Below are 23,395 nucleotides of genomic sequence, written 5' to 3' on the forward strand. Positions count from 1 at the left end.
AGATAACAAAGCTAGCGGCCAGCGTCAGTTGCAGCCGGCAATTGGACGCTGAGGTTGTCGATAAGCCGAGCCGGGCCGAGATGGGCGGCGGCTAGCAGAACGGCGTGGCGTGTCGAGGGGGTTACTGGGCCAAGCATGGTGTCACGCAGCTCCAGGTAGTCCGGCGTAAAACCCGCATCATACAGGGCCGTGTGACCTCCGTGTAGTACTCGTTCGACAGATTCGCCGCCCTCTAATGCATCGCGCAACTTGCAGAGGGTTTGGTAGAGCGCGGGGGCAATCGCCCGCTCCTCCTGGCTCAAATAACCGTTACGAGAGGACAACGCAAGTCCATCCTCAGCGCGCACAATGGGCACGCCGATAATCTCGATGGGCATGTGCAGGTCGCTGGCCAGCTTACGAATCACCGCAAGCTGCTGGTAGTCCTTTTGGCCAAAAAAGGCTACATCGGGCTGCACCAGGTTAAACAGCATGCTGACCACGGTCGAAACGCCGTCAAAGTGCCCAGGCCGGGAGCTGCCACACAGGCCTTCTCCCATCTCGGGCACATGCACACGGGTCTGGGCGGTTAAACCATTAGGGTACAGCGCGCTGATGGTCGGGCTGAACAGCACATCGCAGCCTGCCTCGGTCAGCTGTGCCTGGTCCGCCTCGAAGGTACGGGGGTAGGCGTCCAGGTCTTCGCCGGGGCCAAACTGCATCGGGTTGACGAACAGACTGGCGACCACCACGTCGGCGTTCGCTCGGGCGCGGGCCACCAGGGCCAGGTGCCCGGCATGCAGGTTGCCCATGGTGGGTACCAGGGCAATCCGTTGGCCGCGTAATCGGTGCTCACGCAGCGTATGGCGTAGCTCGGAGATGTCTCGCAAAGTATGCATAGCAGTCTTGTCGTCGTTCACGGGCATTGTGCTAATACGTTCCCATTGGAACATCGTTTAGAAGCAGTGTTCCGGCGCGGGGAACGTCCGGGTTTTGACCGCCTCGTGGTAGTGCTGAAACGCCGACTGAATGCTGTCAGCGTCGGTCATGAAATTTTTCACGAAGCGTGGCGTGCGGCCATGGGTAACGCCGAGAACGTCGTGCATCACCAGGATCTGGCCGTCGGTATCCGGACCAGCGCCAATACCGATCACCGGCACATCCAGCGCTTCCGTCACCGCCTTGCCCAGACTCGCGGGCACGCACTCCAGTAAAATGATCGATGCGCCCGCCTCAACGAGGATTTTGGCATCATTAATGATCTGTTCTGCCTGGGCGGCTTCGCGGCCTTGTACCTTATAGCCGCCAAGTTGATAGACCGTCTGCGGTGTCAGCCCCAGATGCGCGCAGACAGGGACACCGCGGCGAGTCAGCTCGCGTATGCCGTCGGCCATCCAGGCTTCGCCCTCTACCTTGACGAGCTCGGCACCGGCGCGCATCAAGGCGGCGGCGTCTTCCAGCAAGCGCTCGGTGGTGGCATTGCTCATGAAGGGCAGGTCGACCATCAGCAGGCTATGGCCTTTGCCACGGGCCGTGCAGCGGGTGTGGTAACAGATGTCGTCAATGGTCACCGGCAGGGTGCTGTTATGGCCCTGCAGGACCATGCCCAGCGAATCGCCCACCAATAACACGTCAATACCTGCGTGGCTGGCGGCGTGGGCAAAGGAGGCATCATAAGCGGTCAGGCAACTGAACGTCTCACCGGCGCGCTTGTGCGCCTGTAGCGTGCTCAGGGTGACGGTTTTCATGGCGTGCTCTCATGTTTCTACGTGAGGCCGACGCGACATTGGCGTTCGGCCAGTGTTAACGCCGCCTGACGGCGGACGCTGAGTGGCGTAACCGGCAATTGTTACCTGAATGCGGCCTTGGTGTCGAGATTTGTGTCAGATGGCAGCAGTCGGGGTGACATCGGTATCCACGAGTCGGCGTATCGGTGCGCTATCGAGCTTGGCAAGCCAGTCGCCAAGTGGACGCTGATGAAGACTTAACCCGGGGGCTAGCTCGTAGAGCGGTACAAGGACAAAGGCGCGTACGTGCATATGCAAGTGGGGCAGCTTGAGGCGGGGGGTGTCGAGTGCTAACTGGTCATAAAGCAGCAGGTCTAGATCGAGGGTACGAGGCCCCCAGTGACGACGCCTCTGGCGGCGATGATGCTGTTCCAGTGCCTGCAGTTGGTCAAGGAGCGCAAGTGGCGACAGTGATGTTTGAAGCGCGGCGACGGCGTTAATAAAATCGGGTTGATCCTGGGGGCCCAGAGGGGGAGTGGCATACAGCGAAGAGGCACCGACCATGTCGCTTAGCGGTAGACGGGCAAGCTCGCCAAGCGCCTGGCGAATCTGGTCGGTGGGGTTATCCAGATTGCTTCCCAGGCCGATATAGGCAAACGACATGTGTGTTACTCTTCGCTTTTACGCGGTTTGCGTCGCCGTTTGCGGCGGCGGTCGCCCTGGCTGGCAGGATCGCCGCCCACCTTCTGCAATAGTCGGCGTTGATCGTGCTCGTCGCCAGTCTGGAAGGCGTTCCACCATTCGCCCAGCCCACTCGGGATTTCCCCTGCCTGTTCGCGCAGCAGCAGCAGGTCATAAGCGGCACGGAAGCGGGGGTGTTCGCGGGTCTGGAACGCTTTTTTACCCCGGCGCAGGGGTAAGCGCCCCTGAAGCTCCCAGATATCGCGCATCGGCATGCCAAAACGTTTGGGGATGGAGATGTGCTGTAGCTGTCGAGTCACGACCTGCTGAGCGGCCGCTTGTAGCGCGGGAATGGACGGCATGCCTTCACTTTCAAGCTCTGCCTGGCGGTGGGCAACCGGGGCCCATAAGAACGCCGCCAGCAAGAAAGCGGGTGTAACGGGGCGGTCTTCGGCAATACGCTTGTCGGTGTTGGCAAGCGCCTTTTCAATCAAATCTTCTGCCCATGCCGCATCCGCCATGGCTTCTTCGGCCTCGGGGAACAGCATGCCAAACAACCCATAATGGCTTAGCATCCTGAAGGTCACTAGTCCGTGACCCGACATGAAGAGCTTGAGCGCTTCATCGAACAGCCGTGCCGGGGGAATGCTCAACAGCAGCGGCGCCAGATCGTACATGGGCGTTTCGGTGTCGGCATCAATCGTAAAGCCGAGCTTGGCGGCAAACCGCACTGCCCGCAGCATGCGAACAGGATCCTCGCGGTAGCGCGTGGCGGGGTCTCCAATCAAGCGAAGCGTCCGCGCCTCAATATCCTTGGCCCCGTTGGCAAAGTCATGGATGGTGAAGTCGGCGATGTTGTAATACAGCGCATTCACGGTGAAATCGCGCCGCAGGGCATCTTCTTCGATATTGCCCCATACATTGTCACGCAGCAGAAGGCCGTCGTCAGATTGCTGGGCGATATGGTCGCCGTGCTCGTCCTGGGGTTTGCCGCGGAAGGTCGTGACCTCGATAACTTCTCGACCAAAGCGCACGTGCACAATACGAAAACGTCGCCCGATCAGGCGCGAATTGCGAAAAAGATCGCGCACCTGCTCGGGTGTTGCATTGGTAGCAACGTCGAAATCCTTGGGCATCTTGCCAAGCAGGGCGTCGCGAATGCAGCCGCCCACCAGATAGGCCTCAAAACCGGCGCCATTGAGGCGGTACAGCACCTTCAGGGCAGCATCACTGATCTGCTGACGAGAAACGGGGTGCTCGGAGCGAGGTATAATGCGTGGGCTAAGCGCGCCTGACGCGCCCTGTTGGGGTTCGAGCAGAGATTTCAATTGCTCTCCCGGACTGAGTAATAAACGGGTAAATCCTTTAAGCATGCGGCGGAATCGACTCGCAGGATATCGAAAAAATGGCCCTAATGTAAGCGACGAGTCGCTGAGTGTAGCCGACCGCTAGAGGCTTGCAAAGCCTTGGCAGGGTTGTGGCATGAGCAAAACCGCTAAACGCAGACCGCTAAACGCAGAAAGGGGAGGCTAATAAGGCCTCCCCTGTAAAAGCGACAATCAGCGTCCGTTGCTGCTGTTTTTCTTCATGATGGCACATCGCCCTGAATACGCACCGCAGTCGGTAGGCGTGGCAATCACGTGGATTCCGACCGCCTCGTATTCAAAACAATAATCCAACCGCGAACTTTTCATCCCCCCGGCGAGTTGTTGTTGGGTCCGGGGTGTACACACTGACTACTGTTGTTCTTGTTAGGGCGCAGTCTTTCAGGTGTACGTCGCGTCCATTTTTGGGCACTTGCCGTATGTTGTTGTTGTGTCTAGCGCTTATTTTTCTTAGCGCAAGCAAGTAACGAGATACAAGCCTGTTGTTTTTGTTAGTACCGTTATCTCTGCCTGGCCGTGTTGTTTTTGTTTTGGCTCAGGTCTGGGCGGTGTCATGTTGTTTTTGTTGACGACTTACCGCGTTGCCCAGTTTGTTTTTCTTACCCAGTTATATTGCACTCGCCGTGCCACTCGTAGAATAATTCCGAAAATTCAGTCAGTTGAAATTTTCCGCTATGCCAGGGAACGATCGTGAGAAATAAGTGTTACCCGCTTTGAGCGGTCTTTCGTGTGGGAAGGTAACAGTATGCGGGTAACGAATTTCGTGGATATTTCTTTGGTAAATCAGTGTATTAGACGTTAGTTGTAGGTGCGGTTGAGCTGTTCAGGTAGGGCGGCGTGCCGTCTTCTTGCGCGGTATGCCCAGCCGCTGGCGTCGCTCCCATAGGTTTTTGCGGCTGATCCCCAACTTCTGTGCCAGCTCGGTCTCGCTCATCTGGTCCTGATGCTCAAGTACAAAGTGTTGGAAATAGTCTTCCAATGACAGGTCATCTTCTTCGGTGCCGGATTGAATCGTGTCGGCGCTGGCGGCTGACGGAGGGGGGCTAGCCGCTGGTGTCGGGCGATGCGAAACGGGGGCCAGTCCCAGGTCATCGGGGTGGATCAAATGGCCTTCGGCCAGAATGACGCCGCGTTCCAGGGCATTTTCCAGCTCACGCACGTTGCCGGGCCAGGGGTAGTCACGCAGCTCATGGCGCGCCGCCCGGGATAAGCGCAGCCCTTGGCGTTCGTGGCGCTTGCAGGCCTTGTCGAGCAGGATGTCGGCGATTTCCAGCACATCGTCCTCACGCTCACGCAACGGCGGCAGCTCTATCTGCATGACGTTCAGTCGGTAATACAGGTCCAGGCGAAATTCGCCACTCTTGGAGAGCGCACGAAGGTCGCGATGGGTCGCGGCGATCAGGCGGACATCGACATGGCGGGTTTCCACCGATCCGATTTTGCGAATTTCGCCTTCCTGGAGTACGCGCAGCAGCCGTGCTTGAGCGTCGAGGGGTAGCTCGCCAATTTCGTCCAGAAATAACGTGCCGCCGTCGGCGGCTTCGACCAGCCCGGTACGCGCGGCGCTGGCGCCGGTAAAGGCCCCTTTCTCATGACCAAACAGTTCTGACTCGATCAGCGTCTCCGGGATAGCCGCGCAGTTGACGCATATCAGTGGGGCCTTGGCCCGTTTGCTTTGTTGGTGCAGGGCCCGGGCGACGAGTTCCTTGCCGGTGCCGGACTCCCCCAGAATGAGCACCGTGACATCGGCGGGGGCGGTTTTGCGAATGCGGGTATAGACCTGCTGCATGGCCACGCAGTTGCCGATCATGGTTTGGCGGCCACCTCCGTCATCGGTGATGGCGGGGGGCGGGCTGTGTTGCATTGACTGCTGGTGCAGAATCCGTGCAACGGTTTCCAAAAGCTCTGCGTGGTCAAACGGTTTAGCAACGTAATCCACAGCGCCCTGTTTGAGGGAGTCGACCGCTGAGCGCATGCTGGCATAGCTGGTCATGATCAGGACCGGCGCCGGGGCGGCGGCCTGGATCAGGCGGGTGCCCGGCTCACCGGGCAGGCGCAGGTCGCTGATAATCAGATCAAAGCCGACCAGCTCAAACGTCTCGGCCTCTTCAGCACTGCCCGCTTCGCTGACCTCGTAGTCGTGACGCTCGAGCAGACGCCTGAGCGCACTGCGGATAATGGCTTCATCTTCAACAATCAGAATCCTAGACATGGGGCAGCTGATCATCCTGTTGGAAAAGCGGTAGCCACAAGGTAATGGCCGTGCCGCGAGATGTTCCGGGCGGTGGCGACGCCACCTCTATTCTGCCGTGATGCTCATTGATAATCTGGTAGGCCAGTGATAACCCAAGACCGGTGCCTTCACCGGCCGCTTTGGTGGTAGTGAAGGGCTCGAACAGGTGGTCACGTACCTTGGGGTCAATACCCAGACCATCGTCGGTAATACACCACCATGCCTGATCATCCTGCCTGTCGGCCGTAATGTGCACGCTGCCCTCGGGGCTGCAGGCATCCCGTGCGTTGCCCATTAGATTCACCATCACCTGGGTCAAGCGCTGGGCATCACCTTGCACCACCAGCTCTTCCGCACACGCATTGGTAAAGATGACATCCTCGCCCGAGCGGGCCAGGTGGATCAAGTGCAAGGCATCGTCGGTGATCGTTCTAAGCACGACAGGCGAGCGCGGCATGCCGGGCGAGTCGCGCCCGGCATGGGCAAAGCCGACCAGCGAATTGACGATCTTGGTCACCCGTTCGGTCAACTGCTGAATATGGTCGGCGGTTTCCAGCAAGGCGGGATCCTGAGTGTCATAACGCAGGTTTTGCGCCAACGACGAGATGCCGGTGATCGGGTTGCCTATCTCATGGGCAACACCCGCTGCCAATTGGCCGATGGAGGCGAGGCGGGCGGCGTGAACCAGTTCATCCTCCAGCCACTTCATCTCGGTGTGATCTTCCACCAGGATGACGCTGCCACCACGGCTGTCATTACCGCTCAGGTCGGCTTTATGCAGGGTCAGGAAGTAGTCTTTATCATGGAGCCTTACCGCTTGTTTATACAACGGTGACGGCCCCTCGTTGAGCACGCTACCCAGGAGCCATGGCCAGGGGGCGGGCAAGCTGTCCCGGCGCGAGCCGATCACGCTTTCACCGCTGATGCCGGACAGCTGGGAAAGCGCTTGATTCCACATGACCAGCTCTTCGTCGTCGCCGAGGACGCAAAGCCCGACGGGCAGGTAAGCCAGCGTTTGACGATGGTGGCGGCGCAGGCCGTCGAGTTCCCGGGCCAGCCCCGTGAGCCGCGAGCGATAGGCTTCCAGGCGGCTTTCCACGAAATGGATGTCATCGGTAATCGGCGCATCGTCGTGCCGGTAGGGCAGGTAACGGTCGACGATGTCGCGCGCCACTGAAGGACCCATCAAGCCGGAAAGGTTTGCCTGGATACGGTCGCGAAGGCGGCGCAGTGCGTAGGGGCGGCGTTCCTGGTGAGTCAGGTTGAGTGCCTTGAGCGCGCGGTCGACTTCACGGTGGGCGGCGTCATCGCCCAGTGCCTGGGCCAGGTGGGCGGAGAAGTCACTCGCTGTGGCGGCTTCCAGCGGCAGGCGTTTCGAGCGAATGACCGCATCCACCGAGCAGGCTTCGGCCGCCGATTTTTCACCTTCCGAGGTGCGAGTGAACAGCGAAACGACAATCAGCAGCAGGATGTTGAGCGATTGAGACAGCAAGGTGACGCTATACCAGATGGGTGCATCCGTGGGTGTCAGCGGTGTCAATGGCAGGGTGGGTGGGGTATAGCCCGCCACCAGGGGCAGCCATAGCCCCCAGAGCCAGACGCCAACGCCACCGATCAGGCCAGCCACCATGCCCTTGCGGTTGGCACCCGGCCAGTAGAGCAGTGCCAGCATGCCTGGCAAACACTGGGCCATGCCGATGAAGGCGGCGAGCCCCAGGCTGGTCAGCGGGTGATGACGGCCAACCCACTGATAAAACAGCCAACCGCTTAAAATAACCCCGATCACCAGCCCCCGGCGCAGCCATAGCAGCCAGCCATACAAGTCGCTACGTGCTTCGGGGGGCCTTGCCACCAATACGATGTGGTTAAGCACCATGCCCGAGAGTGCCAGCGCGATCAGCATCATGGTGCCGCTGGCGGCAGCCAAGCCGCCGATAAACGCCAGCGCACCGACCCACCAGTGCTCGCTCAATGCATAGGCGGCGTAGGCGGTGATGGGGAGTGTCTCGTTGACCGACTGCGCAGCCCACCAGATAAGGGGGACAGGCAACGCCATCAGCAGTAAAAATAACGGCAAGGTCCAGCTTGCCTGCAGCAGGGTTTGCGGTGACAGGCTTTCCGCAAAGGTGATATGAAACAAGTGCGGCATCATGAAGGCGGCGGCAAAAAACAACAGCAGCAGGGTGCGCCATTGGGCGGGATCAAAACGCGCTGTGTGTGCCTGGGCAAGGTAGCCGGGGCCTTCGAGCCATGCCTGCAAGTCGCCAGGGCCGCTGAACACCAGCCACAATGCCACGGCACCCAGCCCCAGCATGGCCAGCAGTTTGACGACCGACTCGATCGCAATGGTGCTCAACAGGCTGTTGTGACGGCTATGCACATGACTATGTCGCGCCCCTAGCATCACCGCTAAAGCGGCGATGGCCGTGCAAAATGCCAGTGCCACGACAGGACCAGCCTGGCTCTGGGTGAAAAGATTGACCGCCTCGCTCATGGTTTTGACCTGAATGCCCAGTAAGGGCAATACCGCGAGCAGGCTGACCAAGGTTACCAGGGTGCCCGCCCAGCGGGAGCGAAAACGAAAGGCGAACAGGTCCGCCAGGGAGGCGAGTTGGTAGGTGCGAGTGATCCGCTGAATGGGGACCAACAACACCGGGGCAAGCAGAAAGGCACCGGCGGCCCCCAGGTAGTAGGCGAGATAGCCAAAGCCGACATTAGCCGCTAGTTCGACGCTGCCATAAATTGCCCAGGCGCTGGCATAAACGCCCAGTGCCAGGGTGTAGACGGCAGGGTGACGGCTGATGCGCAACGGTATCCAGCCCCGTTCCACCGCCAGGGCACAGCCCAGCAGAAGGGCGAGATAGCCCAGGCCGAGAAACAGCGCGCCAAGAACCTCAACGCTCATCCAGTTTCCTCTTCTGATCGAGCCACAGCGTCAGGGCGATCAGCCCACCCCAGATAACAAAGGGCCGATACCAGGACACGCTCGGGTCGCTCCAGCCATCCATCAGCAATGGGGAGAGCAGATAGCCGCCAAACACCAGAAACAGCATGATGCGGTAAACGTACATGTCAGGGCTCCTGTGGCAGTTCGCGCTGCGCTGACGGTGACAGTTGTTCGACCGACCAATGCGTCACCGCCCAGTCTAACTGCGTTGTCACCGGTGCTTGGGAAAGGTCATCGGGCGGCGCCTGGTCAAGTGCCTGCAGCGCCCGAAACAGCTGCTGGCGTACGGCGTGCGGCTCGTCGGCCAGCGCAGGTGCAAGGTTCTGCTTGGAAAGCTTCTGGCCCTGCGATGTCACCACCAACGGCAAATGCAGGTAACGTGGCTCGGGAAATGCCAGTGCCACTTGCAGCTGGCGCTGCCAGGGTGTGTTGTCGAGCAGGTCAAAGCCTCTGACAACGTCCGTTATGCCCTGCTCGGCGTCGTCGACCACCACCGCCAGTTGATATGCCCAGAGAGCATCTTTGCGCTTGAGGATGACGTCCCCCAGGGTTTCAGGGTCTAATTGCTGCCAGCCAAACAGGCGGTCGTGCCATTGGATCGGGCGCTTGCCCAGATCGCTGCGCAGCCGCCAGGCGACCGGCTGGGCGGGGTCACTCAGCCCTGTGCGACACCAGCCGGGGTATACCGGATATGCCTGCCATTGTTTGCGCGAACAGCTGCAAGGGTAGGCCAGCCCCTGATCGGCCAGCGTATCGAGCGCCTGCTGATAGGCAGCGTGGCGGTCATGCTGCCAGCGAACGGTCTCGTCCCAATGAAGCCCAAACGTTTCCAACTGGTGCAGAATGGTGCTGTCAGTGCCTGGTGGGCAGCGGGGTGGGTCGATATCTTCAATGCGTACCAGCCAATCGCCGCCCGCCGCGCGGGCGTCCAGGTAACTGCCCAGGGCCGCCACCAGCGAGCCGAAGTGTAGCGGCCCTGACGGCGTGGGGGCAAAACGTCCTCGGTAGCGAAGTGGTTGCGTCATCAACGTCTTCCAGAAACCAAAACGGGCACCACAGGGTGCCCGCATTCCACAATAGCATACAGGTCGATTGTTCCTGGCTTAACCGCCGAGTTGCTTCTCCTTGAGCTCGGCCAGGGTCTTGCAGTCGACGCATAGCGTGGCGGTCGGGCGCGCTTCAAGACGGCGAATACCAATCTCGACGCCGCAGGCTTCGCAGAAGCCGTAATCGTCTTCGTCGATCTTTTCGATGGTTTCGTTAATTTTCTTGAGCAGCTTACGTTCGCGATCCCGAGTGCGCAGCTCAAGGCTGAAGCCTTCTTCCTGGGTCGCCCGATCAGCCGGATCGGCGTAGTTGTTAGCATCTTCCTGCAGGTGGCGTACGGTACGGTCCACCTCTTCCATGAGGTCCTGTTTCCAATCCAACAGCAGCTGGCGGAAGTGCGCCAGCTGTTGGTCATTCATATATTCTTCACCCGTTGCCGGCTCATACGGTGTGAAGGGCTTGGACGCTTCCGGTTTTTTTTCCGCTACTGGCATGGGAGTGCCCCCTACGTATGTGACTACTGATCGACCATGAGCGTGTGTCACGATCTCACGCCAAAGGGATGCTTGTTTAGCTGAAAATTGGCTGCGTTGCAAGCATAATAGGGTGCTTTCTATCATGAACTTGCCTTCAGTGCGACCAAGCTCATGTTTTTACTACCGCTAGGTAAGGAGCCACTATGGCCTGGAATTCACGCGTGAATCATGTCGCACCTTTTCGTGTGATGCATCTACTGGAAATGGCTCAGGCGCGTGAGGCAGCGGGCCATGATGTGATTCACCTTGAAGTAGGGGAGCCGGATTTCGCTACCCCTGCGCCGGTGGTGGCCGCGGGCCAGCAAGCATTGGCGACTGGCAAAACCCGCTACACGCCTGCCGCTGGCCTGCCCGCATTGCGCGAGGCCATTGCCGGTCATTACGCGGAGCACTTCAATGCCTCGGTGGACCCCGCGCGGATTCTGGTCACCCCTGGCGCATCGGGGGCATTGTTGTTGGCCAGTCAACTATTGGTCGAGACAGGCGACCGGGTAATGATGGCCGATCCCAACTATCCGTGTAATCGCCATTTCATGGCCCTGGCCGGTGCCGACGTCGATGCTATCCCGGTTGGTCGTGAAAGCGGCTGGCAGTTGGACGCTGCGCTGGTCAAGCGGCACTGGCAAACCAATACGCGGCTGGCGATGTTGGCATCCCCCTCCAATCCGACCGGTCATACGTTGAGTGCCGATGCCTTGCAATCGGTATTCAAGGCGGTGTCCGAGCGTGGCGGCGAGGTGCTGGTCGACGAGATCTATCAGGGGCTGAATTACGACGACGCGCCTCTTTCGGCAACGTCGTTGTCTAGCGACGCCTTTGTGGTCAACAGCTTTTCCAAATACTTCGGCATGACAGGCTGGCGCCTGGGCTGGCTGGTGGCCCCTGAACACGCGATCGAGCCGCTCACCAGGCTTGCCCAGAACGTGTTTCTTGCCGCCCCCACGCTTTCCCAGCACGCGGCATTGGCTGCCTTTACCCCCGAGTGTCGCGATATTCTCGAGACTCGGCGGACGACGCTCAAGCAGCGCCGTCAGGTATTGCTTGAGGGCCTGGCGCAATTAGGGCTGGCGCCGGATTTGCCGCCCCAGGGGGCGTTTTATCTGTGGCTGGACATCTCCCGCTATAGTCGTGACAGCCAGGATTTTTGCGAACGGCTTCTGCGTGAGGAGAACGTGGCGATCACCCCGGGTATCGACTTTGCCGTTCAGGGCGGCGAGCATCATGTGCGTATTGCCTTTACCAACGACGTCGAGCGGCTGGAAGACGCCGTGGAGCGCATCACCCGCTTTGTGAGCCGTCTATGAGCCTTGCCTGCCAGGGCTTGGTGCCCGGTACCTTGCTGCGGCGCTACAAGCGCTTTCTGGCCGATGTGCGCCTGGATGATGGCCGGGACGTCGTCGCCCATTGTCCCAACACAGGCTCGATGAAGGCGGTCAATGTGCCCGGTTGCCGCGTATGGCTGTCGCCAAGCGATAACCCGAAACGCAAGCTGGCCTGGACCTGGGAGTGGATCGAGCTGCCGCAGCCGGATGGCACGGTGGCACTGGCTTCGGTGCATACCGGGCGTGCCAACCGCATTGTGGAGGCGGCCATCGAGGCGGGCGATATCGCGCCGCTGGCGGGCTATCAAACCCTCAAGCGCGAGGTGAAAATAACCGATGCACGGCTCGACTTTCGCCTGGATGACCCTGAGCTTGGTAATGCTTACATCGAAGTAAAGCAGGTGACGCTGAGAGAGTCTGATGGCCATGGCTATTTCCCCGACTCGGTCAGCGTACGAGGCACCCGGCATCTGCGTGCGCTACAGGCGCTGGCCGAGCAGGGCGAGCGGGCGATGCTGCTGTTTTGTGTCGCCCATGAAGGCATCGGTGACGTGGCGCCCGCGGCGCATATCGACCCTGCTTATGCCGCGGCGCTGGGTGAGGCGGCGCAAGCAGGGGTTGAGGTGTTGGCGTACGGGATTGAGGTGCAGCGGGCTGCGGCAAGCCCCGCGTTCGTGCGTTTATCGCGGCCCTTGCCGATACGCTGGCCAGATTCGCTAGCGACGGCGAACGCGGAAAATGGCGATTTCACCGAACAGGTTGGGCCATAGCCGGGAAGTCCAATGCCCACGGTGGTCACCCACGCCCACGGCGCGATCCACAATCACCATGCCTTTTTCACGGCACAGGTGCTCAAAGTCGTTGAAGGTGGAGAGATGAATATTGGGGGTGTCGTACCAGGCGTGAGGCAGCGACTTCGAGACCGGCATGTAGCCTCGCAGGCCCAGATGAATGCGGTGACGCCAATAGGCAAAGTTGGGAAACGTGATGATGCCCTCTTCGGCAACGCGCAGCATTTCATCGAGCATTTTATCGGGGCGACGCAAGGCCTGCAGGGCCTGGGTCATGATCACCTGATCGTAGCTGTTGTCGCAGAAGCTACCCAGGCCATCGTCAAGGTTATGCTCGATGACGTTGACGCCGCGGGCTACGCAGCCGGTAATGCCGTCGTGATCGATTTCGAGCCCATAGCCGGTCACGCCTTTGTGCTGGGCCAGCGCTTCGAGCAGTACGCCATCACCGCAGGCCAGGTCCAGCACGTGCGCGCCTTCGGGGACCCAGTCATAAATCAGTTCCAGATCAGCGCGCATCATGGTGTCTCCTCTGCATCCGGATGAGCGAGGTTAAGCTCGCGGGCCGCGCGTTTCATGAAGGCGCCGAATACTGCTTCGTAGCGTGGTTCGGGTAACAAGAAAGCGTCGTGGCCATGGGGCGAGTCGATATTGGCGTAGCTCACCGGTTTGCCCGCACGAGTGAGGGCGTCGACCAACTCCCGAGAGCGTGGCGGCGGAAAGCGCCAGTCAGTCGTGAAGCTGACAATCAGGAACGGACACTGAGCCGGGGAGAGGGCGTTGGCGAGGTCTCCGCCCTGCGTGGCCGCCGGGTCGAAGTAATCCAGTGCCTTGGTCATCAGCAGGTAGGTATTGGCGTCAAAAGCGGTGGAAAACGTATCACCCTGGTAGCGCAGGTAGGACTCCACCTGGAATTCGACGCCGAAGCCGAAGTTCAAGTCGTTGCTGCGCAGGTCACGGCCGAACTTGCTGCCCATGGCGTCTTCGGAAAGATAGGTGATATGGCCCACCATACGAGCCAGCTTCAGCCCACGCTTGGGCACGGTATTATGTTCGGCGTACCAGCCGTCAAAAAAATCCGGGTCGGAGCGAATCGCCTGTCGCGCGACTTCATTGAAGGCGATGTTCTGCGCTGACAGGCGTGGCGTCGCGGCGATGACCACCGCATTGGCAACCCGGTCAGGGTAGGTCATTGTCCATTCCAGCACCTGCATACCCCCCAGGCTGCCACCCACAGCTGCCGCCCAGCGCTCGATCCCCAACTGATCGGCCAGGCGAGCCTGGCTGGCCACCCAGTCACTCACCGTGACCATGGGGAAGTCGGGTCCCCACTGGCGTCCGGTGTCGGGATTGTGGCTCACCGGACCGGTGCTGCCATGGCAGCCGCCCAGGTTGTTCAGGGACACGACGAAAAAGCGGTTGGTGTCGATAGGTTTGCCGGGGCCGATGTGGGCATCCCACCAGCCGGGTTTGCGGTCTTCCTGACTGTGATAACCCGCCGCATGATGGTGGCCGGACAGGGCATGACAGATCAGTACCGCGTTGCTTCGTTCGGCGTTAAGGGTGCCGTATGTCTCGTAAATCAACTCATACTCGGGCAGTACCTTGCCGCAGGCGAGCGAAAGCGGTGTGTCGAACTTGGCGACATTCGGAGTGACCAGCCCGACGGAATTCGTCGGCCGGTCTTCAAAAGCAAGCGTGTCTGAATCGGGCATCGAAAGCGTTAGTCCTGCTGAGTCAGTCGTCGTAAATAAGCCATTGCGAGTGATTACAGGCCGACCAGGGCGCCGGAAATGCCGGCCGCGCGAATCAGTGAGCCAACCAGTAGCCCATCCACCAGATTAATGGCGATAAATACCACAATGGGAGATAAATCAATCATGCCTAGCGGCGGGATGACTTTGCGTACCGGCGCCATGATGGGCTCCACCAGCTGCATGACCAAGAGCGCGCCTGGGTGGCTAGCGTTGGGGGCGACCCAACTTAGGATGATCATCACGATCAAGGCGAAGAAGTAAATCTTCAGGATGGCGTTGGCCAGCGCGGCGATGCCAGCGATCAACAGGCCTGTAACAGGCGGCATGCCAACGCCGATGACCATGAAAATGGCGATAATGCTGAGGACCTTGAGGACAAACCCTGCCGCCAGTGTCGCAAGATCAAAGCGACCGGCGACCGGCCCTAGAAAGCCCTGGAACAGGCCCACGACCGGCTGGGTAATCTTGACCACTGTCTGGCTCATGGGGTTGTAATAGTCGGCCCTTGATGCCTGCAATAAAAATCGCAGCATGAGTAAAAACAGATAAATGTTAATCAGCGAGTTAACCAGCATTAACCCGGCGCTGCCCAATTCGTTGCCCATGGCTGTTTCTCCTATAAAATCCGCTTGGTTTAGTGGCCGCTCAGTTCCTTGGACATGGCTTGGGCGCGCTTGGCGCAGGCCTGCATCGCATCAGCGATTGTCGTCCTTAGCTGGGCATCTTCCATGTGTTGAATCGCTTGTTCGGTCGTTCCACCGGGCGACATGACATTCTGTTTAAGTGTTGCCGGGTCTTTATCGCTTTGTTGTGCCATGGTGGCGGCACCCAGCGCGGTTTGAATCGCCAGGCGGCGCGCTGTATCAGCGGGAAGGCCGAGCTTGACGGCGGCGTCTTCCATGGCTTCCAGCATCAGGAAAAAATACGCCGGCGCGCTACCGGAGACCGCTGTCACCGCGTCCAGCAAGGCTTCTTCCTCGACCCATTCGACGATACCCACCGCTTCCATTAGGTGAGTCGCGACATCGCGCTGGGCATCGCTGACCCGCGCATTAGCATACAGGCCACTGGCACCGCGTCCTACCAAAGACGGTGTATTCGGCATGCAGCGAACCACAGCGCTATCCCCGCCCAACCATTGGTCAATGGTGGCCGCGTCAAGGCCGGCGGCGATGGAAATGACCAGAGGGTTGCGTTGTTTAACCGTGTCGCTAAGCGCTTCGCATACGTCGCGCATGATCTGTGGTTTAACGGCCAGCACCAGAACGTCGGCCTGACTCGCGGCGGCGTTGTTATCGGTTTGCGTCTGAATATTGAGGCGTGTGCGAATCGTGTCCAGTTCGCTTTCCCGTGGCGCGGTGGCAGTGATGTCGGCAGGCGTGACACCGCTGTCGATCAGGCCGCCAATGATGGCGCTTGCCATGTTGCCTGCGCCAATGAAGGTGATCTTGTTCGTCATGGGGGTATCCTCTGTTGAAAAAGGCGGCGTTGAGCCGTGTTATGTCACTCGTCGGGGTAAGGCATTCCCGCTTAGTTCGTTGGTTCTCAGGTCGTATCCCGCGCGCCAAAGATCGCCGTCCCTAAACGTACCAGTGTGGCACCTTCCAGCACAGCCGCTTCCAGATCGTCGCTCATGCCCATGGAAAGCGTATCGAGAGGCGCATCGGGCAGAGCCTTCTGCAACGCCGACAAAAGCTCGCGCATCTCGCTCAGAGGCTGACGCTGGGCCGACAGGCTTTCTGCCGGAGCAGGGATTGCCATCAGGCCTCGCAGCTTGAGGCCAGGTAGTGCTGCGACCTCTTTGGCAAGGGCTTCCACGTCCTCTGGCATGACGCCTGATTTTGAGGGCTCGCGGCTGATGTTGACCTGTAAGCAAACGTTGAGTGGGGCTAGGTGGGTGGGTCGTTGTTCGCTAAGCCGCTTGGCAATTTTCAGGCGGTCAATGGTGTGCAGCCAGGCGAAATTTTCCGCAACAGCGCGTGTTTTATTCGATTGCAGAGGGCCAATAAAATGCCACACAAGGTCGTCCAGGTCGGCCAGTTCTTCCTGTTTGTCCAACGCCTCCTGCAGATAGTTTTCACCAAACTCGCGCTGACCCAGCGCGCTTGCCTGGCGAATCATCGAGGCCGGTTTGGTTTTGCTTACGGCCAGCAGCGAGGCATCATCAAGGGGGCGGTCAGCGTCAATGAGCGCGCGTTCTAGTCGCTCACGCGCGCGGGCTAGTGACGCTGGAAGCGCGTTATCTGTCATACTCAAGCACCTTACCGCAGCTGGGGAAGAAAGATGGATATTACCGAACTGCTGGCATTCTCGGCAAAGCAGAATGCTTCAGACCTCCACTTATCCGCGGGCTTGCCGCCCATGATACGGGTTGATGGCGATATCCGTCGGCTGAATGTGCCCGCCATGGATAACAGTGAGGTCCGTCGGTTGATTCACGACATCATGAACGATCGCCAGCGTCGCGACTACGAAGAACACCTTGAAGTCGACTTTTCTTTCGAAGTGCCGGGCGTGGCGCGTTTTCGGGTCAATGCCTTTAATCAGGCACGCGGTGCGGGAGCGGTATTTCGCACCATTCCCAACCAGGTGCTATCGATGAAGACCCTGGGGCTGGGGGAAGTGTTCGAGCGCCTTTCAATGCTGCCGCGCGGTCTGGTGTTGGTGACCGGGCCAACCGGTTCGGGAAAAAGTACCACACTCGCGGCCATGATCGATTACATCAACGATCATCGCTTTGAACACATTTTAACCATCGAAGACCCGGTTGAGTTTGTGCATGCCAGCAAGCGTTGCCTGATTAATCAGCGGGAAGTCCATCGTGACACGCATGGCTTTGCGGAGGCATTGCGCAGTGCGCTGCGCGAAGACCCGGATGTGATTCTGGTGGGAGAGCTGCGCGATCAGGAAACCATCCGCCTGGCGTTAACAGCGGCAGAGACCGGACACCTGGTGCTCGGGACGCTGCATACCACCTCAGCGGCCAAGACCATTGACCGGATTATTGATGTCTTCCCCGGCGAAGAGAAGGCCATGGTGCGTTCGATGCTGTCGGAGTCGCTACAGGCCGTGGTATCCCAGGCGCTGTTGAAACGCCAGGGGGGCGGCCGTGTGGCGGCCCATGAAATTCTGATCGCGACCTCGGCGGTGCGCAATCTGATTCGTGAAGACAAAGTGGCGCAGATATTCTCGGCGATTCAAACCGGCGGCAATCTGGGTATGCAAACGTTGGACGCCGCACTGATGCAACTGGTCAACGACGGTCATGTCGGCATGGAAGATGCCCAGGCGCTGGCCAAGGGCACCCTCTCTTCGCGGGAGGCGTAATCGATGACGAACAACGACGCCTCAACGCTGACGCCTGGCCAGTGGTTGCATCAGCTGTTGGACATCATGGTGACGCAGCAAGCCTCAGACCTACTCATTTCAACGGGGGCACCACCCAGCCTCAAGATGCCCAGCGGGCTGGTTCCTCTTGGCCAACGGCCCTTGAGTGAACATCAGGTAAGTGAGCTGGTAACGCACACCGTGCCTGAAGGGCTGCGCGAGCGTTTTAGCCAACAGCGCGAGGCGAATTTTGCGCTGGGTTTTGAAGACAAAGGGCGCTTTCGCGTTAGCGCCTTCCAGCAGCGAAATCAGCCCGCCATGGTGATTCGCCGTATTGAGCAGCACATTCCCACCCTGGAAACCCTGGGTGTGCCCACGGTGCTTGCCTCGCTCGCCCATGCCAAACGGGGGCTGGTATTGGTGGTAGGGGGCACGGGGACCGGGAAATCCACCACCCTGGCGTCGATGGTGCAGGAGCGCAATGAAACGATCGGTGGGCACATCATCAGCATTGAAGATCCGATCGAGTACCTGCACCCGCACAAGCGCGCCATCGTTAACCAGCGTGAAGTGGGGATTGATACCGAGTCATTTGAAGTAGCGCTCAAGAACACCCTGCGCCAAGCCCCTGATGTGATCTTGATCGGTGAGATACGCAGCCGTGAAACCATGGAACATGCGTTGACGTTCGCTGAAACAGGGCATCTCTGTCTGGCCACCTTGCACGCCAACAACGCCAATCAGGCGTTGGAGCGTATCATTCACTTCTTTCCTCATGAGCGTCATGAGCAGATATGGATGGACCTCTCCCTCAATCTCCGCGCGGTGGTGGCTCAACAGCTGTTGCCCAGGCTGAACGGTGGTCGTTGTGCGGCGGTTGAAGTCATGCTGCCGTCGTCACGGATTGCCGACCTGATTCGTAAAGGCAGGGTCGCCGAGATTAAAGCCGCCATGGCGGCGTCGCGTGATGACGGCATGCAGACGTTTGATCAAGCACTCTTCGATCTTTGCCAGGCATCACAGATTAGTCATGAGGTAGCGCTTGCCCACGCGGACTCCGCCAATGACTTGCGACTCATGCTGAAGCTGCAAGGGGAGGCGACGTCGCGTTCGCTGGATGAGCGTGCTCCAAGTCATTGGGATCTGCGCGACCGCGACGATGCATGGTGACGCTGATGTCCTAGGGCGCGTAGACGCCGCCAAGGACGCGCGGTCCTCTGGCACCGGTCACCGAGGGCAGATTGCCGGGTAGCTGGTGCAGGCGCTGGTGGGCCAGCCAGGCAAAGGCGCCTGCCTCGATCCAGTCTTCAGGCCATCCGTAGCTTGACGGTGACGCAAAGGTGGCAAACGGCAAGTGAGCGGCCAGCCTGGCCATCAGATCAGCGTTATGCGCACCACCCCCGCAAGTAATCAACGTGACGCCCTGATGAGAGAAAGGCAACTGCTGGATGCCTTGTGCAACACTGACCGCAGTGAGTTCGGCAAGTGTGGCCTGGACATCATCAGGCGCTTCGTGACCGGCCAGATGACGTTCCAGCCATGGCAGATGAAATAGCTCTCGACCCGTGCTACGCGGTGGCGGCTGTTGAAAAAAGGGGGCATCCAGTAGCCGTTCCAGTAACTCAGGGTCCACATTGCCGCTGGCAGCCCAGGCCCCATTCTGATCAAAACGGCCGCCCTGGTGTTTTGAGAACCAGGCATCCAGCAACACATTCGCAGGCCCCGTATCGAAACCGGTCACAGGCGTTTTCGAGTTGCTGGGCAGCCACGTCAGGTTGGCAAAACCGCCCAGATTCAAGATGAGCTGTTCGCCTTCCTGGCGCCCAAACAGCGCCTGATGAAAGGCTGGTGCCAGCGGTGCCGCCTGCCCGCCTGCTGCCAGATCGCGTCGTCGAAAATCAGCCACAACGGTGCAGCCGGTCAACTCAGCCAGCAGGCTAGGGTTATCCAATTGCAGTGTGTAAGCCGGGCCGCCATTATGGCCGTCTGGAGCGTGCTCAACGGTCTGCCCATGGCTGCCTACCGCCTGGATCTGTTCAGGCGAAAGTTGCTGTGCGGTTAGCAGGGCTTTCACCGCCTCGGCTTGCAGTCGGCAAAAGGCGTCCTCCGCGGCGGCCAGCTCGGCAAAGCTCACTTCTTGTGCATGACAAAGATGCAGCAGCTGTTGATGCAGCGTGTCAGGCATTTCGGCAGCCAGGGTGCCCAGCAGTTGTGGCGGTGTATCGCGGCCAATCGCCACCAGAGCGGCATCGATGCCGTCAAGGCTAGTGCCCGACATCAGGCCAATATAATAATGTGGTGCAGATTTCATAAGACGACCCATACAAAGCGCGTTAAGGCTCAACCAATATCCGTGAGCATGATAACATCGCCCACTATTTATTATTCGAACGCCAACAAGGCGATGCTTACGTGGAGATAAAGCAATGAGTGAGGTGGATCAGGCGCTAGCGTTGCTGTCGCGGGGGACGCACGAAATCCTGCTGGAGGAGGAGCTGCGCGAAAAGCTGGCCTCTGGCCGTACACTGCGTATCAAGGCAGGTTTCGATCCTACAGCCCCCGATCTACACCTAGGGCACAGCGTCCTGCTGACCAAGATGCGCCAGTTCCAGGATCTGGGGCACACCGTTATCTTCCTCATCGGGGATTTCACCGGTCGTATTGGTGATCCCACCGGTAAAAACGTGACTCGCAAACCGCTGACCGAAGCTGACGTTAAAGCCAATGCCGATACCTACAGGGAGCAGGTATTTAAAATCCTTGATCCCGATAAAACCGAGGTACGCTTCAACGCTGAATGGTTTGGCGATCTAACCGCCGCCAAGATGATCGAGCTGGCAGCGCAAAGTACTGTTGCGCGTATGCTCGAGCGCGATGACTTTGAAAAACGCTACAAAGCCAACCAGTCGATCGCCATCCACGAATTTCTCTACCCGCTGGTACAGGGCTATGACTCGGTCGCGTTAGACGCGGATGTCGAATTAGGCGGTACTGACCAGAAGTTCAACCTGCTGATGGGGCGAGAGATCCAAAAGCATTTCGGTCAGGAGCCGCAGGTGGTGATCACCATGCCACTACTTGAAGGTTTGGACGGTGTGCAGAAGATGTCCAAATCGCTGGGTAATTATGTTGGCGTCGATGAAACACCCGGCTCCATGTTCAATAAGCTGGTTTCCATGCCGGATACCTTGATCTGGCGCTATTTTGATTTACTGTCGCTGAAGTCCAACGAAGAAATCGAAGCGCTTAAGCAAAGCGTTGAGCAGGGTGCCAACCCACGCGATGTCAAAATGGCGTTGGCGCGTGAGCTGATAGCGCGCTACCACGGAGATGAAGCCGCGGCCAATGCACATAAATCTGCCGGCAACCAGTTGGCGGATGGTGAGTTGCCCGAAGATCTTCCCGAGGTTGAGGTTGATTTTGAAGGCATTGACGATGCGCCGATTGCCGCTGTGCTAAACCGTTCGGAGTTAACCAAGAACAGTGCCCAGGCCAAAGACATGCTGAAAAATGGCAGCGTCAAAGTAGATGGCGAGGTTGTGGCGCAAGACGCCATGCTGTCCACCGGCAAGGCTTACGTTATCCAGGCAGGCAAGAAACGTTACGCCCGTGTGACACTGCGCTAATTTTTTCCGCACACCCCTTGCGTCCTCGTCAGCAAAGCCGTAAAGTACGCATCCGCTGCCGGGGACGCCCAGCGTTGCCAGCGGTGAATGAGGTGTAAAAACCTCGGTTTGTCAGTAGGTTAGGCAAATAGCAGGAAGGGAAGTTGAGTCAAACATTTCCTTCGCTTCTGCCAAACAGCCGTTGACAAACATTGGAAAGTGCGTAGAATACGCCTTCCTCGCTTAGCAGCGGCCACGTCAGGTTTTGAGGCCCGCAAGCGAAACGCTCTTTAATAATGTGATCAGGTAATTCATGTGGGCGCTTGCCGATGAGGGTGATAAATCACCAACTATCAAGGCAAGCGACTCGTCCAAGGTCTTCGGACCTTGAGAGAACGTTTGAAAACCTTGAGCCAAGTTTGATCCGCTTTTGTTACTTTCGAGTGACAAGTAAGGATCACAATGATTGTAAACTGAAGAGTTTGATCATGGCTCAGATTGAACGCTGGCGGCAGGCCTAACACATGCAAGTCGAGCGGTAACAGGTCCAGCTTGCTGGATGCTGACGAGCGGCGGACGGGTGAGTAACGCATAGGAATCTACCCGGTAGTGGGGGATAACCTGGGGAAACCCAGGCTAATACCGCATACGTCCTACGGGAGAAAGGGGGCTTCGGCTCCCGCTATTGGATGAGCCTATGCCGGATTAGCTGGTTGGTGAGGTAATGGCTCACCAAGGCGACGATCCGTAGCTGGTCTGAGAGGATGATCAGCCACATCGGGACTGAGACACGGCCCGAACTCCTACGGGAGGCAGCAGTGGGGAATATTGGACAATGGGGGCAACCCTGATCCAGCCATGCCGCGTGTGTGAAGAAGGCCCTCGGGTTGTAAAGCACTTTCAGCGAGGAAGAACGCCTGTCGGTTAATACCCGGCAGGAAAGACATCACTCGCAGAAGAAGCACCGGCTAACTCCGTGCCAGCAGCCGCGGTAATACGGAGGGTGCAAGCGTTAATCGGAATTACTGGGCGTAAAGCGCGCGTAGGTGGCTTGATAAGCCGGTTGTGAAAGCCCCGGGCTCAACCTGGGAACGGCATCCGGAACTATTAGGCTAGAGTGCAGGAGAGGAAGGTAGAATTCCCGGTGTAGCGGTGAAATGCGTAGAGATCGGGAGGAATACCAGTGGCGAAGGCGGCCTTCTGGACTGACACTGACACTGAGGTGCGAAAGCGTGGGTAGCAAACAGGATTAGATACCCTGGTAGTCCACGCCGTAAACGATGTCGACCAGCCGTTGGGTGCCTAGCGCACTTTGTGGCGAAGTTAACGCGATAAGTCGACCGCCTGGGGAGTACGGCCGCAAGGTTAAAACTCAAATGAATTGACGGGGGCCCGCACAAGCGGTGGAGCATGTGGTTTAATTCGATGCAACGCGAAGAACCTTACCTACCCTTGACATCCTGCGAACTTGTGAGAGATCACTTGGTGCCTTCGGGAGCGCAGAGACAGGTGCTGCATGGCTGTCGTCAGCTCGTGTTGTGAAATGTTGGGTTAAGTCCCGTAACGAGCGCAACCCTTGTCCCTATTTGCCAGCGATTCGGTCGGGAACTCTAGGGAGACTGCCGGTGACAAACCGGAGGAAGGTGGGGACGACGTCAAGTCATCATGGCCCTTACGGGTAGGGCTACACACGTGCTACAATGGCCGGTACAAAGGGCTGCGAGCTCGCGAGAGTCAGCGAATCCCTTAAAGCCGGTCTCAGTCCGGATCGGAGTCTGCAACTCGACTCCGTGAAGTCGGAATCGCTAGTAATCGTGCATCAGAATGGCACGGTGAATACGTTCCCGGGCCTTGTACACACCGCCCGTCACACCATGGGAGTGGACTGCACCAGAAGTGGTTAGCCTAACGTTGGAGGGCGATCACCACGGTGTGGTTCATGACTGGGGTGAAGTCGTAACAAGGTAGCCGTAGGGGAACCTGCGGCTGGATCACCTCCTTAAACGATGCATCATCCTCGCGGTAAGCGCTCACAATGAATTACCTGATCACGTGATA

General features: G+C 58.8%; 20 protein-coding genes and 1 rRNA gene. 6 read left to right on the top strand and 15 right to left on the bottom strand.

What is annotated here, in order from left to right:
* Nucleotides 1–11: 11 nt before the first annotated feature.
* The 9 genes from panC to dksA all read right to left on the bottom strand — a co-directional run bounded on the left by panC (nucleotide 12) and on the right by dksA (nucleotide 10,493).
* A complete protein-coding gene (gene panC / locus IT895_RS01590) occupies nucleotides 12–878 on the bottom strand; it encodes a pantoate--beta-alanine ligase (protein ID WP_085920183.1) in 867 nt (288 codons plus the stop codon).
* A gap of 57 nt (nucleotides 879–935) precedes the next feature.
* On the bottom strand, nucleotides 936–1,727 hold the full coding sequence (gene panB, locus IT895_RS01595; RefSeq protein ID WP_085920166.1) for a 3-methyl-2-oxobutanoate hydroxymethyltransferase: 792 nt from the start codon (nucleotides 1,725–1,727) through the stop codon (nucleotides 936–938).
* Between the two features lie 135 nt (nucleotides 1,728–1,862).
* A complete protein-coding gene (folK, locus tag IT895_RS01600) occupies nucleotides 1,863–2,369 on the bottom strand; it encodes a 2-amino-4-hydroxy-6-hydroxymethyldihydropteridine diphosphokinase (protein WP_199284512.1) in 507 nt (168 codons plus the stop codon).
* A 5-nt stretch (nucleotides 2,370–2,374) separates the two neighbouring features.
* Nucleotides 2,375–3,760 carry a polynucleotide adenylyltransferase PcnB gene (gene pcnB / locus IT895_RS01605; protein WP_199284513.1) on the bottom strand — a complete coding sequence of 462 codons (1,386 nt, stop codon included), beginning with the start codon at nucleotides 3,758–3,760 and terminating at the stop codon, nucleotides 2,375–2,377.
* An 835-nt stretch (nucleotides 3,761–4,595) separates the two neighbouring features.
* Entirely contained in the window at nucleotides 4,596–5,984 is a 1,389-nt protein-coding gene (locus IT895_RS01610) for a sigma-54-dependent transcriptional regulator (RefSeq protein ID WP_199284514.1), read from the bottom strand.
* Nucleotides 5,977–8,910: an ATP-binding protein gene (locus IT895_RS01615; protein ID WP_199284515.1), complete on the bottom strand. Its 2,934-nt coding sequence runs from the start codon at nucleotides 8,908–8,910 to the stop codon at nucleotides 5,977–5,979. The genes IT895_RS01610 and IT895_RS01615 overlap by 8 nt, the downstream gene beginning before the upstream one ends.
* Nucleotides 8,900–9,076 carry a hypothetical protein gene (locus IT895_RS01620; protein ID WP_199284516.1) on the bottom strand — a complete coding sequence of 59 codons (177 nt, stop codon included), beginning with the start codon at nucleotides 9,074–9,076 and terminating at the stop codon, nucleotides 8,900–8,902. The genes IT895_RS01615 and IT895_RS01620 overlap by 11 nt, the downstream gene beginning before the upstream one ends.
* Nucleotide 9,077: 1 nt before the next feature.
* Nucleotides 9,078–9,977, bottom strand: a complete 900-nt coding sequence (gene gluQRS, locus IT895_RS01625; protein ID WP_085920171.1) for a tRNA glutamyl-Q(34) synthetase GluQRS — start codon at nucleotides 9,975–9,977, stop codon at nucleotides 9,078–9,080.
* Between the two features lie 78 nt (nucleotides 9,978–10,055).
* Nucleotides 10,056–10,493: an RNA polymerase-binding protein DksA gene (gene dksA, locus IT895_RS01630; RefSeq protein WP_066316091.1), complete on the bottom strand. Its 438-nt coding sequence runs from the start codon at nucleotides 10,491–10,493 to the stop codon at nucleotides 10,056–10,058.
* Nucleotides 10,494–10,678: 185 nt separating this feature from the next.
* On the opposite strand from dksA, the gene IT895_RS01635 reads away from it, so the two are divergent.
* Together IT895_RS01635 and sfsA are read left to right on the top strand one after the other, a co-directional pair.
* Entirely contained in the window at nucleotides 10,679–11,839 is a 1,161-nt protein-coding gene (locus IT895_RS01635; protein WP_199284517.1) for an aminotransferase class I/II-fold pyridoxal phosphate-dependent enzyme, read from the top strand.
* Nucleotides 11,836–12,627, top strand: coding sequence for a DNA/RNA nuclease SfsA (sfsA, locus tag IT895_RS01640; protein WP_199284518.1), 792 nt, complete (start codon nucleotides 11,836–11,838; stop codon nucleotides 12,625–12,627). The genes IT895_RS01635 and sfsA overlap by 4 nt, the downstream gene beginning before the upstream one ends.
* On the opposite strand, the gene metW is transcribed toward sfsA, so the two are convergent.
* The 5 genes from metW to IT895_RS01665 all read right to left on the bottom strand — a co-directional run bounded on the left by metW (nucleotide 12,574) and on the right by IT895_RS01665 (nucleotide 16,655).
* On the bottom strand, nucleotides 12,574–13,167 hold the full coding sequence (metW, locus tag IT895_RS01645) for a methionine biosynthesis protein MetW (protein ID WP_066316286.1): 594 nt from the start codon (nucleotides 13,165–13,167) through the stop codon (nucleotides 12,574–12,576). The genes sfsA and metW overlap by 54 nt on opposite strands.
* Complete coding sequence (metX, locus tag IT895_RS01650; protein WP_199284519.1) at nucleotides 13,167–14,363, bottom strand: homoserine O-succinyltransferase MetX; 1,197 nt, start codon at nucleotides 14,361–14,363, stop codon at nucleotides 13,167–13,169. The genes metW and metX overlap by 1 nt, the downstream gene beginning before the upstream one ends.
* 53 nt (nucleotides 14,364–14,416) lie before the next feature.
* Entirely contained in the window at nucleotides 14,417–15,010 is a 594-nt protein-coding gene (locus IT895_RS01655) for a YggT family protein (RefSeq protein WP_085920175.1), read from the bottom strand.
* 29 nt (nucleotides 15,011–15,039) lie between these two features.
* Nucleotides 15,040–15,864 (bottom strand): pyrroline-5-carboxylate reductase, encoded by an 825-nt coding sequence (gene proC / locus IT895_RS01660; RefSeq protein WP_085920176.1) that lies wholly within the window; start codon nucleotides 15,862–15,864, stop codon nucleotides 15,040–15,042.
* An 86-nt stretch (nucleotides 15,865–15,950) separates the two neighbouring features.
* On the bottom strand, nucleotides 15,951–16,655 hold the full coding sequence (locus IT895_RS01665; RefSeq protein WP_199284520.1) for a YggS family pyridoxal phosphate-dependent enzyme: 705 nt from the start codon (nucleotides 16,653–16,655) through the stop codon (nucleotides 15,951–15,953).
* A 33-nt stretch (nucleotides 16,656–16,688) separates the two neighbouring features.
* On the opposite strand from IT895_RS01665, the gene IT895_RS01670 reads away from it, so the two are divergent.
* Nucleotides 16,689–17,732: a type IV pilus twitching motility protein PilT gene (locus tag IT895_RS01670; protein ID WP_085920178.1), complete on the top strand. Its 1,044-nt coding sequence runs from the start codon at nucleotides 16,689–16,691 to the stop codon at nucleotides 17,730–17,732.
* Between the two features lie 3 nt (nucleotides 17,733–17,735).
* Entirely contained in the window at nucleotides 17,736–18,902 is a 1,167-nt protein-coding gene (locus IT895_RS01675) for a PilT/PilU family type 4a pilus ATPase (RefSeq protein WP_085920179.1), read from the top strand.
* A 10-nt stretch (nucleotides 18,903–18,912) separates the two neighbouring features.
* On the opposite strand, the gene IT895_RS01680 is transcribed toward IT895_RS01675, so the two are convergent.
* Nucleotides 18,913–20,043, bottom strand: a complete 1,131-nt coding sequence (locus IT895_RS01680; RefSeq protein ID WP_199284521.1) for an anhydro-N-acetylmuramic acid kinase — start codon at nucleotides 20,041–20,043, stop codon at nucleotides 18,913–18,915.
* A gap of 115 nt (nucleotides 20,044–20,158) precedes the next feature.
* On the opposite strand from IT895_RS01680, the gene tyrS reads away from it, so the two are divergent.
* Nucleotides 20,159–21,358, top strand: a complete 1,200-nt coding sequence (gene tyrS / locus IT895_RS01685) for a tyrosine--tRNA ligase (RefSeq protein ID WP_199284522.1) — start codon at nucleotides 20,159–20,161, stop codon at nucleotides 21,356–21,358.
* A 449-nt stretch (nucleotides 21,359–21,807) separates the two neighbouring features.
* Nucleotides 21,808–23,339: ribosomal RNA gene (locus tag IT895_RS01690) — 16S ribosomal RNA — on the top strand.
* The last annotated feature ends 56 nt before the right edge of the window (nucleotides 23,340–23,395 follow it).

It is taken from the genome of Halomonas sp. A40-4 (assembly GCF_015767635.1).
GTDB lineage: Bacteria > Pseudomonadota > Gammaproteobacteria > Pseudomonadales > Halomonadaceae > Vreelandella > Vreelandella janggokensis.

Excerpts from the sequence above, each read along its gene's own strand:
- IT895_RS01620 (WP_199284516.1), bottom strand. The coding sequence starts at position 9,076 with ATGTACGTTTACCGCATCATGCTGTTTCTGGTGTTTGGCGGCTATCTG.
- IT895_RS01680 (WP_199284521.1), bottom strand. The coding sequence starts at position 20,043 with ATGAAATCTGCACCACATTATTATATTGGCCTGATGTCGGGCACTAGC.
- pcnB (WP_199284513.1), bottom strand. The coding sequence starts at position 3,760 with ATGCTTAAAGGATTTACCCGTTTATTACTCAGTCCGGGAGAGCAATTG.
- IT895_RS01635 (WP_199284517.1), top strand. The coding sequence starts at position 10,679 with ATGGCCTGGAATTCACGCGTGAATCATGTCGCACCTTTTCGTGTGATG.
- IT895_RS01665 (WP_199284520.1), bottom strand. The coding sequence starts at position 16,655 with ATGACAGATAACGCGCTTCCAGCGTCACTAGCCCGCGCGCGTGAGCGA.
- gluQRS (WP_085920171.1), bottom strand. The coding sequence starts at position 9,977 with ATGACGCAACCACTTCGCTACCGAGGACGTTTTGCCCCCACGCCGTCA.
- folK (WP_199284512.1), bottom strand. The coding sequence starts at position 2,369 with ATGTCGTTTGCCTATATCGGCCTGGGAAGCAATCTGGATAACCCCACC.
- IT895_RS01670 (WP_085920178.1), top strand. The coding sequence starts at position 16,689 with ATGGATATTACCGAACTGCTGGCATTCTCGGCAAAGCAGAATGCTTCA.
- proC (WP_085920176.1), bottom strand. The coding sequence starts at position 15,864 with ATGACGAACAAGATCACCTTCATTGGCGCAGGCAACATGGCAAGCGCC.
- tyrS (WP_199284522.1), top strand. The coding sequence starts at position 20,159 with ATGAGTGAGGTGGATCAGGCGCTAGCGTTGCTGTCGCGGGGGACGCAC.
- sfsA (WP_199284518.1), top strand. The coding sequence starts at position 11,836 with ATGAGCCTTGCCTGCCAGGGCTTGGTGCCCGGTACCTTGCTGCGGCGC.
- IT895_RS01615 (WP_199284515.1), bottom strand. The coding sequence starts at position 8,910 with ATGAGCGTTGAGGTTCTTGGCGCGCTGTTTCTCGGCCTGGGCTATCTC.
- dksA (WP_066316091.1), bottom strand. The coding sequence starts at position 10,493 with ATGCCAGTAGCGGAAAAAAAACCGGAAGCGTCCAAGCCCTTCACACCG.
- panC (WP_085920183.1), bottom strand. The coding sequence starts at position 878 with ATGCATACTTTGCGAGACATCTCCGAGCTACGCCATACGCTGCGTGAG.
- IT895_RS01610 (WP_199284514.1), bottom strand. The coding sequence starts at position 5,984 with ATGTCTAGGATTCTGATTGTTGAAGATGAAGCCATTATCCGCAGTGCG.
- metX (WP_199284519.1), bottom strand. The coding sequence starts at position 14,363 with ATGCCCGATTCAGACACGCTTGCTTTTGAAGACCGGCCGACGAATTCC.
- IT895_RS01675 (WP_085920179.1), top strand. The coding sequence starts at position 17,736 with ATGACGAACAACGACGCCTCAACGCTGACGCCTGGCCAGTGGTTGCAT.
- metW (WP_066316286.1), bottom strand. The coding sequence starts at position 13,167 with ATGCGCGCTGATCTGGAACTGATTTATGACTGGGTCCCCGAAGGCGCG.
- panB (WP_085920166.1), bottom strand. The coding sequence starts at position 1,727 with ATGAAAACCGTCACCCTGAGCACGCTACAGGCGCACAAGCGCGCCGGT.
- IT895_RS01655 (WP_085920175.1), bottom strand. The coding sequence starts at position 15,010 with ATGGGCAACGAATTGGGCAGCGCCGGGTTAATGCTGGTTAACTCGCTG.